This is a genomic window from Parafrankia sp. BMG5.11 (assembly GCF_004337455.1).
In genome coordinates, this window is record NZ_SJXI01000153.1 from 1 (window position 1) to 15,548 (window position 15,548).

The 15,548-nt window shown below is 70.5% G+C and carries 16 protein-coding genes; 7 read left to right on the plus strand and 9 right to left on the minus strand.

Going from position 1 to position 15,548, the window contains the following annotated elements; all coding sequences use genetic code 11:
* Positions 1-31: 31 nt before the first annotated feature.
* Entirely contained in the window at positions 32-1,132 is a 1,101-nt protein-coding gene (locus tag E0504_RS48020) for a DUF6461 domain-containing protein (RefSeq protein ID WP_112108751.1), read from the plus strand.
* A gap of 171 nt (positions 1,133-1,303) precedes the next feature.
* On the opposite strand, the gene E0504_RS53200 is transcribed toward E0504_RS48020, so the two are convergent.
* From E0504_RS53200 to E0504_RS48060, 8 genes are all read right to left on the minus strand, one after another.
* A complete protein-coding gene (locus E0504_RS53200; RefSeq protein WP_235014834.1) occupies positions 1,304-1,417 on the minus strand; it encodes a DUF4235 domain-containing protein in 114 nt (37 codons plus the stop codon).
* Positions 1,418-1,774: 357 nt separating this feature from the next.
* Complete coding sequence (locus tag E0504_RS48030) at positions 1,775-2,206, minus strand: nuclear transport factor 2 family protein (protein ID WP_112108750.1); 432 nt, start codon at positions 2,204-2,206, stop codon at positions 1,775-1,777.
* Positions 2,207-2,247: 41 nt separating this feature from the next.
* The gene (locus E0504_RS48035) at positions 2,248-3,285 is read right to left on the minus strand and encodes a zinc-binding dehydrogenase (protein ID WP_131627882.1); all 1,038 of its coding nucleotides are present in this window, start codon (positions 3,283-3,285) and stop codon (positions 2,248-2,250) included.
* A gap of 267 nt (positions 3,286-3,552) precedes the next feature.
* Positions 3,553-4,353 (minus strand): enoyl-CoA hydratase/isomerase family protein, encoded by an 801-nt coding sequence (locus tag E0504_RS48040; protein WP_112108748.1) that lies wholly within the window; start codon positions 4,351-4,353, stop codon positions 3,553-3,555.
* Positions 4,354-4,421: 68 nt separating this feature from the next.
* Entirely contained in the window at positions 4,422-5,033 is a 612-nt protein-coding gene (locus E0504_RS48045; RefSeq protein WP_243657982.1) for a TetR family transcriptional regulator, read from the minus strand.
* 382 nt (positions 5,034-5,415) lie between these two features.
* Positions 5,416-5,892: a VOC family protein gene (locus E0504_RS48050; protein WP_112108746.1), complete on the minus strand. Its 477-nt coding sequence runs from the start codon at positions 5,890-5,892 to the stop codon at positions 5,416-5,418.
* Positions 5,870-6,790: an SDR family oxidoreductase gene (locus E0504_RS48055; protein WP_112108745.1), complete on the minus strand. Its 921-nt coding sequence runs from the start codon at positions 6,788-6,790 to the stop codon at positions 5,870-5,872. The genes E0504_RS48050 and E0504_RS48055 overlap by 23 nt, the downstream gene beginning before the upstream one ends.
* A 25-nt stretch (positions 6,791-6,815) precedes the next feature.
* Positions 6,816-8,279: an aldehyde dehydrogenase family protein gene (locus tag E0504_RS48060; RefSeq protein WP_112108744.1), complete on the minus strand. Its 1,464-nt coding sequence runs from the start codon at positions 8,277-8,279 to the stop codon at positions 6,816-6,818.
* A 150-nt stretch (positions 8,280-8,429) separates the two neighbouring features.
* On the opposite strand from E0504_RS48060, the gene E0504_RS48065 reads away from it, so the two are divergent.
* Positions 8,430-9,290 (plus strand): mycofactocin-coupled SDR family oxidoreductase, encoded by an 861-nt coding sequence (locus E0504_RS48065; RefSeq protein WP_165938868.1) that lies wholly within the window; start codon positions 8,430-8,432, stop codon positions 9,288-9,290.
* 16 nt (positions 9,291-9,306) lie between these two features.
* Here E0504_RS48065 and E0504_RS48070 read toward each other — a convergent pair whose 3' ends face one another.
* Entirely contained in the window at positions 9,307-9,612 is a 306-nt protein-coding gene (locus E0504_RS48070; protein WP_235014830.1) for a hypothetical protein, read from the minus strand.
* Positions 9,613-9,718: 106 nt separating this feature from the next.
* Here E0504_RS48070 and E0504_RS48075 point away from each other — a divergent pair, with 106 nt between their 5' ends.
* The 5 genes from E0504_RS48075 to E0504_RS48095 all read left to right on the plus strand — a co-directional run bounded on the left by E0504_RS48075 (position 9,719) and on the right by E0504_RS48095 (position 15,509).
* On the plus strand, positions 9,719-10,891 hold the full coding sequence (locus tag E0504_RS48075; protein ID WP_112108742.1) for an amidohydrolase family protein: 1,173 nt from the start codon (positions 9,719-9,721) through the stop codon (positions 10,889-10,891).
* Between the two features lie 34 nt (positions 10,892-10,925).
* Positions 10,926-12,626: an OB-fold domain-containing protein gene (locus E0504_RS48080; RefSeq protein WP_112108741.1), complete on the plus strand. Its 1,701-nt coding sequence runs from the start codon at positions 10,926-10,928 to the stop codon at positions 12,624-12,626.
* A 98-nt stretch (positions 12,627-12,724) separates the two neighbouring features.
* Positions 12,725-13,957: a CaiB/BaiF CoA-transferase family protein gene (locus E0504_RS48085; protein WP_112108740.1), complete on the plus strand. Its 1,233-nt coding sequence runs from the start codon at positions 12,725-12,727 to the stop codon at positions 13,955-13,957.
* Positions 13,958-14,041: 84 nt separating this feature from the next.
* On the plus strand, positions 14,042-14,224 hold the full coding sequence (locus E0504_RS48090; RefSeq protein ID WP_306769423.1) for a ferredoxin: 183 nt from the start codon (positions 14,042-14,044) through the stop codon (positions 14,222-14,224).
* Positions 14,225-14,309: 85 nt separating this feature from the next.
* Complete coding sequence (locus E0504_RS48095; protein WP_112108752.1) at positions 14,310-15,509, plus strand: cytochrome P450; 1,200 nt, start codon at positions 14,310-14,312, stop codon at positions 15,507-15,509.
* The last annotated feature ends 39 nt before the right edge of the window (positions 15,510-15,548 follow it).

The following is a 15,548-nucleotide window of genomic DNA, read 5'->3' on the forward strand; positions in this document are numbered from 1 at the left end:
GGACGGTCCCTACCGCGACTAGTGTTCGAGGATGGTCAGGAGACGGCTACACGCCGAGTGGCTCTGCGACGCCCTCGGCGAGATCTTCTGTCTCACGTTCGTCCGCGGGGTCGATGCCGCCGGCGCGCTGCGGCGGATGGGCGGCTATCCGGACACGTTCACCGAGCTTCGTCCCAGCGAGATGTTCGAGCGACAGACCTCGTACCTGGCCGGCTATCCGCAGCTGGCTGGCGCTGTCGAGCTGCAGGGGTGGACGGTGGTCCTCGAACCGAACGGGTTCGCGGCCGCTGGGACGCTGCTGGCCGCCATCTCCCGAGGTACTGAAGCGGTGGCAGTACTCCGTCACGACTACGCTTACCCGCGCTTCGCGTACGCCGTCGACGGGACGGAACTGATCGCGTTCGACCCCGGGCGGATGGACTGTGTGTCGGGGGCCGAGCCCGGACGGTTCCGCGCCCACCTTGCCGAAGCCGGTCTTGCCCCGGTCGATCCGGAGGCTCCGGACATCAATGTCGACGCCGCGATGGACCCGGTCGCGCGAGCTGTGGTGCTGGCCGGCATCGTCACGGGCGTCCTGCCGACGTTGGACGCCGTGACGGGCCCGATGCTGTCTGCCCAGTTCGAGCCCTGGTTCACCAGCGCCGCGCCGGAGGGCAGCGCCCTGCCGACGGATCCGACGTCCTGCCAGCCCCACGAGGTCGCCCTTGTCGAAGCCGTCGCCGGCGCCTCCCCTGCCGCCAAACGTGCCGCGGCGGTCGCGGAGGTACGGCGCATCGCCGATCACCTTGGCGTCGCGGGCACGCCGGGTCTCGCCAGGGCATTGGCTGATGCCGAGGCCGGCCGTTTCCGCCAGATTCCGGTGACCTCGCCGCTGGGCAGGGAGGTACGCGCCTGGCTACGACGGTCGTCGACGGTGAGCTGGTCGCTCAATGACTCGTCGGCGCCCGGTATGACCGAGGCCGAACGCCATCGGGGCAACCTGTTCGGCTGGCTGGCGCAGGCCCTGCGTGGCGCGCTGTATCCGGACCCGGACGTCGCCGTACGCACCGCGCTCTACCGTCTGGGCGTGAACCTGCCGGCCCTGTCCGATCCGGCTGTGTCGGCCGCGGCGATATCCTGCCTCCGCTCATGAGGGCTCTGTCGCCTGTGGCCGCACTGGCGACCAAATGCTCACCATTGCGCCCGGACCAGGCTGCCCGTCGGCGCGGGCACGATGATCTGCCGGGTAGTCCGGTGGCCGCTCCGAGCGATCATGAATGTTGGGCTGGCGTCGACGGCGGCTGGGGGCTCAGATCTTTGAGGTTCAGTCGCTGGGCCATACGCCGGTCGCGCGCCGGAATCCGAGCGCGCCGAGCCGGTTGATCGCGGCACTCGTGGCGGCAAAGACCGCGCCCTGCAGGGCCGCGGCGAGGACCACCTCTGCGAAGCCGTGATCGAGGCGCAGCGCGTCGGAGTCTCCTCCTCACCGGAGATCGCCGCCCAGCTCTTCCGCACGAGGAATCCCGAGGCGGCTCCGGCCAGCAGACCGCCGACCATGCCGACCGGCTTGTAGACGATCTTTTTGCCTCTGCTCACCCCCGCTTCCCGCGCAGGACGACCATGAGCACCGTGCCGGCGGCCGCGAGCATGGCTACGGCCGCGAGCACGCCGATCGACGACCGTTGCCCGGCGGCCGAAGGACGGCGGCTGGTGTTGTCGAGAGCCCGGGAGGGGAGGCAGCGATGGTCCACTTCGGCGAAGGAGGGTGTTTTTGTGTGCTAGACGGAGGCTGGCGTCAGGGTGTGGGTGCCCCTGGATGGTTCACGAACCACAGGTTCTCCTCGACGAGCCGCTCGCTTTTCCATCCCTGCGGCGTCCGCACCATGTCGTGGTGGTAGTAGCCGCCGCAGTAGCTCAGCTCGGTCATCCCCGGCAGCAGCATCGGGTTGTAAAACATCGCCCGAACCTTCGCCCTGTCGCCGTCGAGGTCGATCTCCACGTTGCTGATGAAGTGCTGCGTCCACGGCGTCCTGCCCAGCCCCTCCTCGAGCCAGGCGGCGACCTCGTCACGCGAGCCGACCGCCGACGTCACCGAGCTGTAGTCGAGGAACGCGTCAGGGGTGAACAGCGTCCGGAAAAGATCCCAGTCCCTCGAGTCGCAGCTTCGGGCATACCGGGTAAGAACCTCGTTGATCTCGATCTTGTCGGATAACGTCTGCAGGTCCATCAGGGACTTCCTCTCACTGCCGGCTTTCACTGGCGAACTGTTCACGAGACGTGCAGCGACACCCGCACCGCGTCACGGCCGGGGACACGGCGGTCCAGCAGCGCGAAGGCGTCCTCGAAGCGATCGAGCGGGAAGGTCTCGCCGGCCAGCGCAGCGGTCGGCACCTGGCCGTCGTTGATGAGCGCGACCGCGCGGGCCGCGTCGAGTCCGGCCCCGGGACCGATGGTGATCCCCCGGAACAGGATCGAGTTGCTGTCCAGGCCGTTCACCGGCTCGTCCTTCAGCCCGGCGATGACGATGTGGCCGCCCCTGTCGACAAGCTCCATCGCGGTGTTGACCGTCACCGAGCTCCCGGACGCCGCGTCGATCACGACGTCAGCCATGCGACCGTCGGTGATGTCGGCGAGGCGTTGCGCGGCGTTCTCCGTCTGGACGTCGATCACGTGGTCAGCGCCCACCTGCAGGGCGCAGTCGAGCCGGGACCGGTCCTGCGAGAGGCCGGTGACCACGATCGTGCCAGCGCCCGCGGCGCGGGCCGCGACGACGGTGGCCAGGCCCATGTGGCCGGGTCCCTCGATGACGACGGTGTGACCGTCCTTGACCGGGCGGACCCACGTGACCGCGCAGGACAACGCCTCGAAGATCGTGAGCTCCGCCGCGGGGAGGTCCTCCCGGAGGCGGTAGACCGCGGATCCCGGCAGGATCTCCATGTAGTCGGCGTAACCGCCGTAGAGACCGGAGCCCTCCTTCACCGAGAAGTCGATCCCGTAGGCGCGGGTGCCGCCTTCGGGGGTGATGACGATCGTGCGGACGGCGACCCGGTCTCCTTCCGTGACGCCCCATTCCTCGGCTGCCCGCGCGTCGATCTTCTCGATCCGTCCGACGACCTCATGGCCTGGAACCACGGGGAACGCCCCGCCTCTCGGGGTGCGACCGATGCCGTGGAACTGGTCGACGTCGCCGTGGCACAAGCCCGTCGCCTCCACCCGCAGCACCGCGCCGCCCGGCTGAGGATCGGGCACCGGCAGGTCGCGCTCCTCCCAGGTCCGGTCACCGTTGAAAACAATCGCACGACCCATGCCTGTGCTCCCTTGCTCCGGAGCCGAAACCTGCCGGTGTTCTCGGCGGCACGAGGCGTGGGACACCCGGGCTGCCTCCGCCGTGACCTCGCGTTGGCACCAGGACCCTACGCCTAGAACGGCACTCAGTACCACCCTGGACATCAAGAACCAGTTGTGGTTCTGGGTACCGTGGCGGTGCGGGGTGCCGGGTTCGACTCAATGGCCACGTCCGCGCTCCCGGTGAGCGAGGTGTCGTCATCTGGGGCCGGGCCAGTCAGGATCGGATCACGAGTCGCGTCGCGGCCCGTCCGCCGTCGCCTGAGTCGGAGTTCGTCGGGTTCCGGTTCCCGACTGAGATGATCGTGCCGGCAGCAACGACGGGCTCGCCGTGACGTGCAGGTGGCGCGCCGACTCGACCTCGATGTACTCCGCCATGTCCATCCGCTCGGCAGACAGCACGTTGGCCTTCATCATCCGCAGCGGGAACGGATGGTGGCCCGCGAGCTCGTCGGCCAGCGCGAGCACCTCGTCGTGCAGCGTGTCGGCCGGGAACAGCCGGGTGACGAGGCCGAAGGCGAGCGCGTCCTGCGCCGTCACCTTCTCCGGAAAGAACAGCAGCTCGCGAGCACGGGCCGCGCCGACGAGCCGCGCAAGCGACCAGACGAGACCCATGTCCCCGGACACGCCGACTTTCAGGAAACCGGTCGCGAACCTGGCGCGTTCGGACGCGAACCGGAAGTCGCACGCGCACGCCCATCCCATCGCCGCGCCCGCGCAGCCACCGTCGATCGCGGCGATCGTCAGCTGCGGCATCGTGTGCAGCAACGTCGACGCGTGGTACACGGCGCCGAGCCGTTCCAGCGTCGCCGGTTCCGACGAGTGACCGCCGGTGAGATCAGCGCCGACCGAGAAGTCGTTGCCCGCGCCACGCAGCACAACGACGCGTGCATCACTGGCGGGCACGGGGGATAGCGCTTCATAGAGCTCTTCGCACATCTGAACGGTCACGCCGTTGCGGCGGCCGGGCCGGTTCAGCGTCACGATCGACACCGCGCCCCGCTGCTCCAGCAGCACGGATGGTTCCACGATGACCGCCTTCGTATGATCGAGGCCGGATATGCCGTTCCCACCGGTACGTGACGACCTGCGCTGAGTCAGAAGGCTCCGGGGCGGACGGTGCGCATGACGTCGTCGAGGACCTTGTCGAGGGGCGCCTGGCCGTCGGTTGCCCTCCAGGCCCTGTTCGCTGCCTCCAGGCATGCCAGCGCGGCACCGATGATCGCCTCGGGGCGTGCGTCGATACCGGCCTCGGTGGAAGTGGGGCCAAGACGGTCGGCGATGTGGGGGATGAGAGGGTCGTGCCACCGGCACTGCTTTTCCAGGTTGCGGGCCCGCAGCTCGGGACTACTATCGATCATGAGTCGCAGGCCGAGGGTGCCCTGTGGATCGCCTGCGTGGTAGGCGAGGAGAATGTCGAAGGCCCGGCGCAGCGCCGTCCAGGCATCCTCATCCGCGGGCCGTTTCGCCAGGGCGTCGACGAGTAGTCGGCCGAGGGTGCTCAGGTGGCCGAGTACGACGTCTTCCTTCGAAGTGAAGTAGCGGAAGAAGGTGCTGCGGGACATTCCGGCGGCGGCCGCGATCTCATCGATCGTCGTCGCGTCGTAACCCTTGCGGGCGAACAGGTCCATCGCGACGGACACCAGCTCGGCCCGTACGGCCCGCCGGGTGCGTTCGCGGAGCCCCAGCTCTCCAGACGCCTCAGCCATCACTTTTGCACTGTACCCCGCACCATAACTGCTTGGCGATGTCCAGAGTGGTACTGAGTGCAGTTTTTGGCGCAGAGTCCGACGCGGCGGCCCGGGACATACGCCGAGCCGGCACGCTCGGGTGAGGTGTTCGCCCCTGGCGGTGGCCTGGGCAACCGTTCCGAGCTCGCTCGGCCCGGTCGCCGGCACGGCGGTGAACGGTGGCGGTCAGGCGCCGCGCTGGAGCGAATCGACGATCTTCGTCAGATCCTGGATGAGCCCGCGGGCGGTCTCGACGTCGATTCCGTAGCGACTGACGTCGGTGGCCGGTCCGCAGGTCGTCGACGATTCGTGGGTGGTCTAGGGCGGAGGGTCGATGTCGCGGCGAGACGCACAGCTACCCTCAGTGGCGGGGGAGCTGTGCGAACAGTTCCCTGCCTTCATCGTGGCGGAACACGAACTCGCTGAAGTGCCCGATCCCCGGGCGGGTGTCGGCGTAGATCGCCGACAGTCCCAGCCGCTGCGAGAAACGCATCGGGATCTCGATGCCCGCCGCCTGGAACCGCTCGGCCAGCTCGTCGAGCGAGGCCACGTCGTCGACGAGATAGCCCAGGTGGTGCAGGCTGACGCCGCCGTCGGGCCGCAGCGCGTCGAGGTAGATGCCCTCACGGCCGGGTACCGGTTCGATGATCTCCACCATCACCCCGCGGCTGTAGGCGAGGGCGATCTGCGAGCCGGGCGGTCCACCCGGCTCCGTGGTGTCGATACGGCGGAACTCGGCTACCTGGTGGTCGTCCCGGAACCGCGCGATCGCGCCCTCCAGGTCGCGGGTGACGTAGCCGAGCTGGAAGAAGTTCTCAGGCTGGATCGAGGGTGACATGAGGCTCGCTCACAGGAGTCGGCTGGCTGGCGGGACGGGGGGCGGCGGCCGGATGACGCCTGGCGGCGACGATGCCGCCGTCGACGCGCAGGTCGCACCCGGTGATGTAGCTGGCGCTGTCGGAGACGAGGAAGTCGATCGCGGCCGCGATGTCGGCGGGCATGCCCAGCCGCCGCAGCGGGGTCACCTCCGCGGCCGCGGCGGCCAGCGGGTTCGCCGCCATCTCCTGGCGACCCATCGGGGTCAGCACGGTGCCTGGCGAGACCGACAGGATGCGGGCACCGCGCTCGGCCCAGGCACCGGCGGACCGTTCGACCAGCCGTAGGACCCCGCGCTTCGACGCTCCGTAGGCGCGCACGGCGAAGAAGTAGGGGGTCGGGTTCGGGTCGGCGGCGAGCAGGAGCCGCTCCAGCTCGACGGCGAGGCCACCGGCGTGCGGGTCGTCGAGCACGGCGTCGACCTCGGCCGATGAGCTGAAGGTGTGGGCCGCCACCGACCCGATGCAGACCGCCGAGCTGCCGGGGACGGCCAGCGGCAGGAACGCGTCGAGCAGGTGTGCCGTCCCCCGGAGATTGACCTCGACGATCGTCCGCGGGCCGGCGAGGGCGGGGGAGAGGCCAGCCGTGTGGACCAGCGTGCCCAGGGCGCCGGCCTCGCCCACCGCTGTGGCGAGCCGCTGGACGCTCTCCGGGCTCGCCACGTCGGTGGCGACGGAGAGGGCGATGTCGTAGCCCTCTTCGGTGAGGCTGTCGTGCAGCGCGGCCAGCGCGACCTCGTTGCGGCCGGAGAGGACGAGCCGGTAGCGCACGCCGAGCCGCCGAGCCACGGCGCGGCCCGTTCCGCCGTAGGTGCCGGTGATCACCGCTAATGATTTTCGACTGGTGCCGATCAGGTTCATGATTTCGCCCGCGTCTCCGGCCCGCTCAGCGGGCGCTCCAGATGATGCTCTTGGACAGCAGGAACTCCTCGAGGCCGAACTCGCCGCGCTCGAGGCCGAGCCCGCTCTGCTTGTAGCCGCCGAACGCGGTGTGCGGGCTGGAGCCCGCACCGCCGCCGTTGATGTAGATCATTCCGGTGCGCAGCCGCTTGGCGATCTCGTAGGCGCGTACCGGGGACTGCGCCCAGACCCCGCCGCCGAGCCCGAACTCGCTGTCGTTGGCGAGCCGGACCGCCTCGTCGTCGTCGTCGAAGGCGATGACGACGCCGACCGGGCCGAAGAACTCCTTGCGGGCGACCGTCATCGAGTTGTCGACATCGACGAACAGCGTCGGCTCGACGAAGAACCCCTTGTCGAGATGGGCGGGCCGGCCCCCGCCGTAGGCGACCTGGGCGCCCTCGGCGCGGCCGGCGGAGATGAGGCTCTCGACCTTCGCCCGCTGGGCCGCGCTGATCAGCGGTCCCATGGTCGTGGCGGGGTCGGCCGGGTCGCCGACCGTGATGTGATCAAGGCTCTGCTTGACCAGGCCGACGAGCTCGTCGAGACGTGAGCGGTGCACCAGCGTCCGGGTCAGCAGGCTGCAGCCCTGGCCGGCGTGGGTGGTCATGCCGTTGACGATCGTCGGGACGACGAGGTCGAGGTCGACGTCGGCGGTGATGATGTTGGCGGACTTGCCGCCGAGCTCGAGTACGACCTTCTTCAGTGACGGCGCCGCCTGGGCGTAGACCAGCCGGCCCACGGTGTCGGAGCCGGTGAAGCTGACGATGTCGACCCCGGGATGGGTGGTCAGCGCCTCGCCGGCCGCTATGCCGCCGCTCACGATGTTGAGCACGCCGGGCGGCAGGCCGGCCTCGTCGGCCATCTCGCCCAGGACGAACGCCTCGAGCGGGGTGGTCGGCGCCGGCTTGAGGACGACCGTGCACCCCGCGGCCAGTGCCGGGGCCAGCTTGAGGATGTTGAGGAAGAGCGGGAAGTTGTAGGCCGAGATGAGTGCGGCGACGCCGTAGGGCTCGCGGCGCACGACCCCCTGGGCGAGCGTCGGCCCGACCGTCGGCAGCATCGCCCGCTCGAACGGGAACTGCCGCAGCACCCGCTCGGCCATATCTCTGAAGTGGTGAAGTGGGACGCTGACCTGCAGCGTGTCGGCCAGGGCACGCGTCGAGCCGGCCTCTCGGACGCTGAGTTCCTTGAGCTCGTCGACGCGCCGCTCCATCACGTCGGCCATGCGCAGCAGCACGGTGGCGCGCTCGTTGGCGCTGAGCGTCGGCCACGGGCCCTCGTCGAAGGCCCGCCGGGCGGCGGCGACGGCCCGGTCGACGTCGCTGACGGTTCCGTCGGGGACGGCGCCGATGACCTCTTCGGTCGCCGGATTGAGGACCTCGAGGACGCCGTCGCCGTCGCTGTCCCGCCATGCGCCGTCGATGTACAGCTGGTAGGTCAGCGCCGACATCGGATACCACCCTCTTAGAACACTAGAATAATTGATTGAACTATTTTAGTATGGCGGCAGTCACAGGCGAAGGCAAGCAGCTCGCGTGGGGTCGGGCCGAGGTCAGCGAGGGGCGCGGCGTCCTCGGGCACAAGGGACAGGAGCACATCCGTGGGACGCATGGACGGCAAGGTCGTCTTCATCACCGGTGCGGCGCGTGGCCAGGGTCGGGCGCACGCCGTCCGGGTCGCGGCGGAGGGAGGCGACGTCGTGGCTGTCGACCTGTGCGCCGACATCGCCTCCACGCCCTACCCGATGGCGACCCAAAACGACCTGGACGAGACGGCCCGCCTGGTCAAGGAGCGCGGCGGCCGCGTCGTCGCGCAGATCGCCGACGTCCGCGACCGGGCCGCGCTGGCCGCCGCCGTCGCCGAGGGCATCGCCCAGTTCGGCCGGTTGGACGGCGTGGTGGCCCAGGCCGGCATCTGCCCGCTCGGTACGACGGCGCCGCAGGCCTTCGTCGACGCGGTCAGCGTCGACTTCGGAGGCGTCTTCAACGCCGTCGACGTCGCCCTGCCCCACCTGCAGCCCGGGGCCTCGATCGTCGCGACGGGAAGCCTGGCCGCGTTGATCCCCGGCACATTGGACAACGCGGCCAAGGGGTCCGGCGGCCTGGGCTACGCCTGGGCCAAGCGGGCGGTGGCGTCGCTGGTCCACGACCTCGCCGTCGTCCTGGCTGGTCAGAGCATCCGGGTGAACGCCGTCCACCCGACCAACGTCAACACCGACATGCTGAACAACGACGTCATGTACCGAGCGTTCCGCCCGGACCTGGCCGAGCCCACCCTCGAGGACGTGCTGCCGTCGTTCCCGGCCATGACCGCGACAGGCGACCCGTACGTCGAGCCCGAGGACATCGCCGACGCGGTCCTCTTCCTGCTCTCCGACGAGTCCCGCTTCATCACCGGCACCCAGCTCCGCGTCGACGCGGGAGGCTACGTCAAGCTGCGGCCGCAGGTGCCCGCCTTCTGACGGCCCGCCCGACGCGTCACTCCTCGGGAGGTGCGGCCGTCCCGTCGGAAGGCGGGTCGGCCCGGCCGGGGGGGACGTAGGCGAGGAAGTCGGTCTCGCCGGGCCTCGCCGCCGCGTTCCGGTTGTTGCGCGCCAGCGCGGCGCGCAGGGCCGTCAGGCGGGCCTCGGCGGCGGCACGCCGCTCACCCGCATCCGCATCCTCTGCCGCGGCCAGCGCGGCCTCGACGGCTGCGATCTCCGCCCGCAGCCGGCCGCCCGTCTCGCCGAAGTTCAGCAGGTCGTGGTCGTCGTCCAGGGTCTGGTCGGCTCTTTCTCCATGCATCGCTCCTCGGGTGGAACGCGGGCTGTACCAGTGGCGCTATCGTGCGATGTAGTACAATAGGTTATATGATCGACAGCACAATCGAGGGGACCTGAAGGGACGCTGGATGCCACTCCAGGACTACATGCAGATCATTTCGGTCGACGATCACCTCATCGAACACCCGCGGGTCTTCGCCGATCGGCTCCCGCGGAAGTTCCTGGACGCGGGCCCGCGCATCGTCGAGGACGAGCAGCGCCGGCACGTGTGGCACATGGAGGACCAGGTCTTCCCGTACATCGGGCTGAACGCGGTCGCCGGCAAGACGCCCGAGGAGTTCGGGATGGAGCCGCTGCGCTTCGACGACATGATCCCGGGCTGCTACGACCCGGTCGAGCGGGTCAAGGACATGGACCTCGACGGGATCCAGGCCGCCTGCTGCTTCCCGTCGTTCCCCGGCTTCGGTGGCCGGGTGTTCATGCGGGCCAAGGATCCCGAACTGGGGCTGGCCTGCGTGCGGGCCTGGAACGACTTCAGCATCGACGAGTGGGCGGCGTCGGCGCCCGACCGGTTCGTGCCGCTCGCCCTGCTCCCGCTGTGGGACCTCGACCAGGCGGTGGCCGAACTGCGCCGGGTCGCGGCCAAGGGTGCCCGTACCGTCTCGTTTCCCGACAGCCCGGTCCCGCTCGGGCTGCCGTCGTTCCACGACGACCACTGGGGTCCGCTGTGGGACGTCCTCGAGGAGACCGGGATCCCGGTGAGCCTGCATTTCGGCTCGGGCAGCTTCGTGCCCGGCTTCAACTTCTCGGCCGCCGCGCTCTCGCCCAACCCGCCCGCGCCCGGCCAGGCACCCCCTGCGACGTCGTTCGCCCTCTACGCGACCAACCTGATGTGGTCGACCGTGGACCTGCTGTTCTCCGGGCAGCTGCAGAAGCACCCGGGCCTGAAGTTCATGCTGTCCGAGGGCGGTATCGGCTGGCTCCCCTACATCGCCGAGCGGACCGACTGGGTCTGGGGCCGCCACCGCTACTACCAGCCCATCGACTTCGACACCCGCCCCAGCGAGCTGCTCCGGAAGCACTTCTGGGGCTGCTACATCGACGATCGGTTCGGGCTGACCAACCGGCACGCGATCGGTGTCGACCGGATCTGCGTCGAGATCGACTACCCCCACTCGGACTCCATGTGGCCGAACAGCCGCAAGGTGATCGCCGAGTCACTCCTCGACGTGCCCGACGACGAGGCCCACAAGATCGTTGAGCTCAACGCCCGTGACGTCTTCGACTTCCCGCGTTCCTGAGCGGGCCGGAGCCCCTGCCGCGGGCCCGGCTTCCGTGGGTGCGCCTCCCACCGGCGCATCTCCTACCGGCGCGGCTTCCACCGGCGCGGCTCCCGTCACGCGGCCGCGGCCACAGCCGACGCTCGCCAGCGGCGAGTTCTGGACGTCAGGTGCGGACGGTGTGCTGCGCATCCTCCGGTGCGGGGACTGCGGGGCCTACACCCATCCGCCGCTGCCGCGCTGCCGCGTCTGCCGCGGCGGCGCGGTGACGATGGCGGCGGTCTCCGGTCGTGGGGTGGTCGCCGGGTTCACCGTCAACCACCAGCAGTGGTTACCCGATTTCCCGCCGCCGTACGTGGTGGCGGTGGTGGCGCTCGCGGAGGACGACGGCGTCCGGCTGACCACCAACATCGTCAACTGCGAGCCCGGCGACGTGCGCGTCGGCCTGGCGGTGCGGGTGCTGTTCGAGCAGGCCGACGACGTCTACCTCCCGCTGTTCGAACCGGATCCCGACCGTGCGGGCGAGATGCTCGCGGTGCCCGAGCCGCGCGAGCTGACGGCGCCCGCGAGGCCGGTGTCGCCGGCGAGGTTCGAGGAGAAGGTGGCCCTCACCGGCGTCGGCCAGTCGCGGGTGGGCCGCCGGCTGATGGTCGATCCGCTCGAGCTCACCGTCCAGGCGTGCCTGGCGGCGGTCGAGGACGCGGGGCTCACGCTCGACGAGATCGACGGGCTGTCCACCTACCCGGGCCGGGTCGGTGGGCCGGGCATGTCCGAGGGCGGGATAGCACCGCTCGCCGAGGCGTTGCAGCTGCACCCGACCTGGATCAACGGCGCGGGGGACACCCCGGGTCAGGCCGGGGCGATCATCGCGGGGATGCTGGCGGTGGCCGCGGGGCTGTGTCGCCACGTGCTGTGCTTCCGGACGGTGTGGGAGTCCTCCCACGCCGCGCTCGTCCGCGCCGGCAGGTGGGACGCGCCGGCCGGCCGGGCCACCGGCATGTTCGAGGAGCGGGCGCCGTACGGTGCCATGTCGGCCGCGAACTGGATAGCGCTCCAGGCCTCGCACTACTTCCACCGCTACGGCGGCGACCGGTCGACGCTCGGCTGGATCGCGGTCACCGCGCGCGACAATGCGAGCCGCAACCCCGAAGCCGTGTACCGCGACCCGTTCACGATCGAGGACTACCTCGCCGCGCGGCTGGTCTCGACTCCGTTCGGCCTCTACGACTGCGACGTCCCGGTGGACGGTGCCGTGGCCGTCGTCGTCTCGGCCGTCGAGACCGCCCCCGACCGCCCGCGGCCCGCGGTGCTGGTCGACGCGGTCGGCACCCAGATCCTCGAGCGGATCAGCTGGGACCAGGACACCCTCACCCACGAGCCGCAGACCCGGGGACCCGCGCGCCACCTGTGGACCCGGTCGTCACTGCGTCCCGACGACGTCGACGTCGCGCTGCTCTACGACGGCTTCACGTTCAACGCGCTGTCCTGGATCGAGGGGCTCGGCTTCTGCGAGCCCGGCGGTGCGCGCGCGTTCATCGACGAGGGCCGGGGGATCGCCCTGGACGGCCGGCTGCCGCTGAACCCGCACGGCGGCCAGCTCTCCGCCGGGCGGCTGCACGGCTTCGGCTTCGTCCGCGAGGCGATGCTCCAGCTGCGCGGCGAGGCGCGCGGGCGGCAGGTCGCGGACGCCGAAGTGGCCCTGGTCAGCACGGGCGGTGGCGCGCCGGGCAGTGCGCTGCTGCTGAGACGGGCCTGACCCGCCGTCGAGCTCCATCGCCGAGCGACCGACAGACCGGACCGATCGACCGCCCGCTTCGCGGGAGCACAGCCGGAACCGAGGAGATCCAGAGAACCATGCAGTTACCGATGCAGGGCATCCGAGTGCTCGAGGTGGCCCAGTTCACCTTCGTCCCGGCGGCGGGTGCGATCCTGGCGGACTGGGGCGCCGACGTCATCAAGGTCGAGCACGCCGTGCGCGGCGACGGCCAGCGCGGGCTCACGAACGTCCTGGGCGTCGACGCGATCGCGAAGGGCAGCAGCTTCTCGCCGATCGTCGAAGGCCCGAACCGGGGCAAGCGCAGCGTCGGGCTGGCGCTGGAGAACCCGCAGGCCCGCGAGCTCCTCGACGAGCTGGTCAGGCAGAGCGACGTCTTCCTGACCAACTTCCTGCCCGACGCGCGCGCCAAGCTGCGGATCGAGCTCGACGACGTCCGCAAGGTCAACCCGGAGATCATCTACGTGCGTGGCTCCGGCTTCGGCACCCGCGGCCCCGAGGCGGGCAAGGGTGGCTACGACATGACCGCCTTCTGGGCCCGCGCGGGCGGCGGCGCGGGAGCCACCCCGCCCGGCGCCGACCGGCTGGCCCCGATGCCCGCGGGCGGGTTCGGCGACAACATCGGCGGCATGACCATCGCCGGCGGCGTGGCGGCGGCCCTGTTCGCCCGCGCCACCACGGGGGAGACCTCGGTCGTTGACGTGTCCCTGCTGGGTGTCGGGGCCTGGGCGACGCAGTTCACCGTCAACCTGGCGCTGATGGCCGGCGGTCCGCCGCCGCGGCCGCCCGCCCCGCGGCACGGCTCGGCGCGCAACCCGCTGGTCGGCCCCTACCGCACCGCCGACGACCGGTGGCTGCTGTTCTCGATGCTGCAGCCCGGTCGCTACTGGGCGGAGTTCTGCGAGGTCGCGGGGCGGCCGGAGCTCGTCTCCGACGAGCGGTTCGACACGGTCGAGAAGCTGATGGACCGGGCGCCCGTGGCGGCCGAGATCGTCGCGGAGATCATCGGCGGGCGGACCCTCGAGGACTGGCTGGCCAGGCTCGCGCACATCGAGGGCCAGTGGGCTGTCGTCCAGGACGCCTGGGGCGTGGCCAACGACGTTTCGCTGCGGGCCAACGGCATGATCGCGACGGTCGAGGACGCCGAGGGCGTGCCCAGGGAGCTGGTGACCAGCCCCGTGCAGTTCGACGAGCAGGCGGTCGCGTTGCGCCGCGGGCCGCTGTTCGCCGAGCACACCGACGACGTCCTGCGCGATTTCGGGCTCAGCGACGAACGGCTGATCGAGCTCAAGCTGGCCGGCGCGATCACCTGATGACGGGCGCCGACGCGCGCCGCGCGCGAGCGGGTGACCTGCGCGAATGTGCACAGTGAGGCGGAGAGGAGAGGTTCGGTGCGGGTGACTATCGATATGGACAAGTGCTCCGGCCATGCGCGTTGCTACGGGACCGATCCGGACCTGTTCCAGATCGACGACAGCGGCTACGCGTTGCGCCCCGAGTTCGAGGTGCCGGCGGGGGGCGAGGACACGGCGCGCGAGGCCGCGGCCTCCTGCCCCGAGCGGGCCATCACGGCGCAATGACCCGGCGATGACCGCGTCCTTCGGCGGCCGCAGCCCGGCCGCCCACCAACCGGATCGCCATCACCCAGCGACGGAGGGAGTCCGCATGTCTGTTACCGACCCGGCGCCGAGCCGGTGCCCGGCCGTGACCTACTCACCCCACGAACAGCGTCCGGTCGGAGAGTGGACCGCCTTCTTCGACCAGCTGCGCGACGAGGCGCCGGTGGTGCGCAACACCTTCGCCAACGGCTACTACGTGCTCACCCGGTACGAGGACATCCTCAGCGCCTACCAGGACACCGACACCTTCTCGACCCAGGCGGTCACGGTCATGGAGCCGGATCCCAGCTACCGCTGGATCCCGCACATGCTCGGCGGCAACGAGCACCGGCAGTGGCGGCGGCAGCTCGGCCCGTACTTCTCGCCGCGGGCGATCGACGGGCTCGACGACCGGATCCGGGCGCGGGCGGTCGGGCTCATCGAGTCGTTCGCCGACCGCGGGTCCTGCGACGTGATCACCGACTTCTCGTTCCACTACCCGACGACGATCTTCCTCGAGCTGATGGGGCTCCCGGTCGGCGACCTCGACCGGTTCATGGCCTGGGAAGCCAACATCCTGCACTCGAACGGCTCGACGCCGGAGGAGATCGCCCACAACCGGACGACGGCGATGGCGGCGGTGTACGAGTACTTCGGCTCGGTCATCGCCGATCGCCGGCGCAGGCCCGGGGACGACCTGGTGAGCCACGCGATCGCCTTCAAGGTCGACGGCCGGCCGGTGACCGACGACGAGGTCCTCTCCTACTGCTTCTTCATGTTCATGGCGGGTCTGGACACCGTCGCGGCCGCGCTCGGCTATTCGCTCTACCACCTGGCGACCCACCCCGAGGACCGGGCGCGGATCGTGGCGGACCCGGCGCTGATCCCGTCGGCCATCGAGGAGATCCTGCGGGCCTACGCGTTCACCATCCCGGCGCGCAAGGTCACCAGGGACATCGAGGTCGCCGGCTGCCCGATCGCGGCCGGATCGATGGTGCAGCTGCCGATCAAGGCGGCGACGCGCGACGGTTCCGCCTTCGCCAGCCCCGCGGAGGTGCTCATCGACCGCAAGCCGAACAACCACATCGCCTTCGGCGCCGGCCCGCACCGCTGCCTGGGCTCGCACCTCGCGCGCCACGAGCTGGCGATCGCGCTGGAGGAGTGGCACAAGCGGATCCCCGACTACCGCCTCGCGGACGATGCCGTCATCACCGAGCTCGGCCGCAGCTCCGGCCCCGACACGGTTCCGGTCGTCTGGGCGCGCTAGCGGGCGGCGGCGGGCCAGCCGCCGGGCATGCCCGGCGGC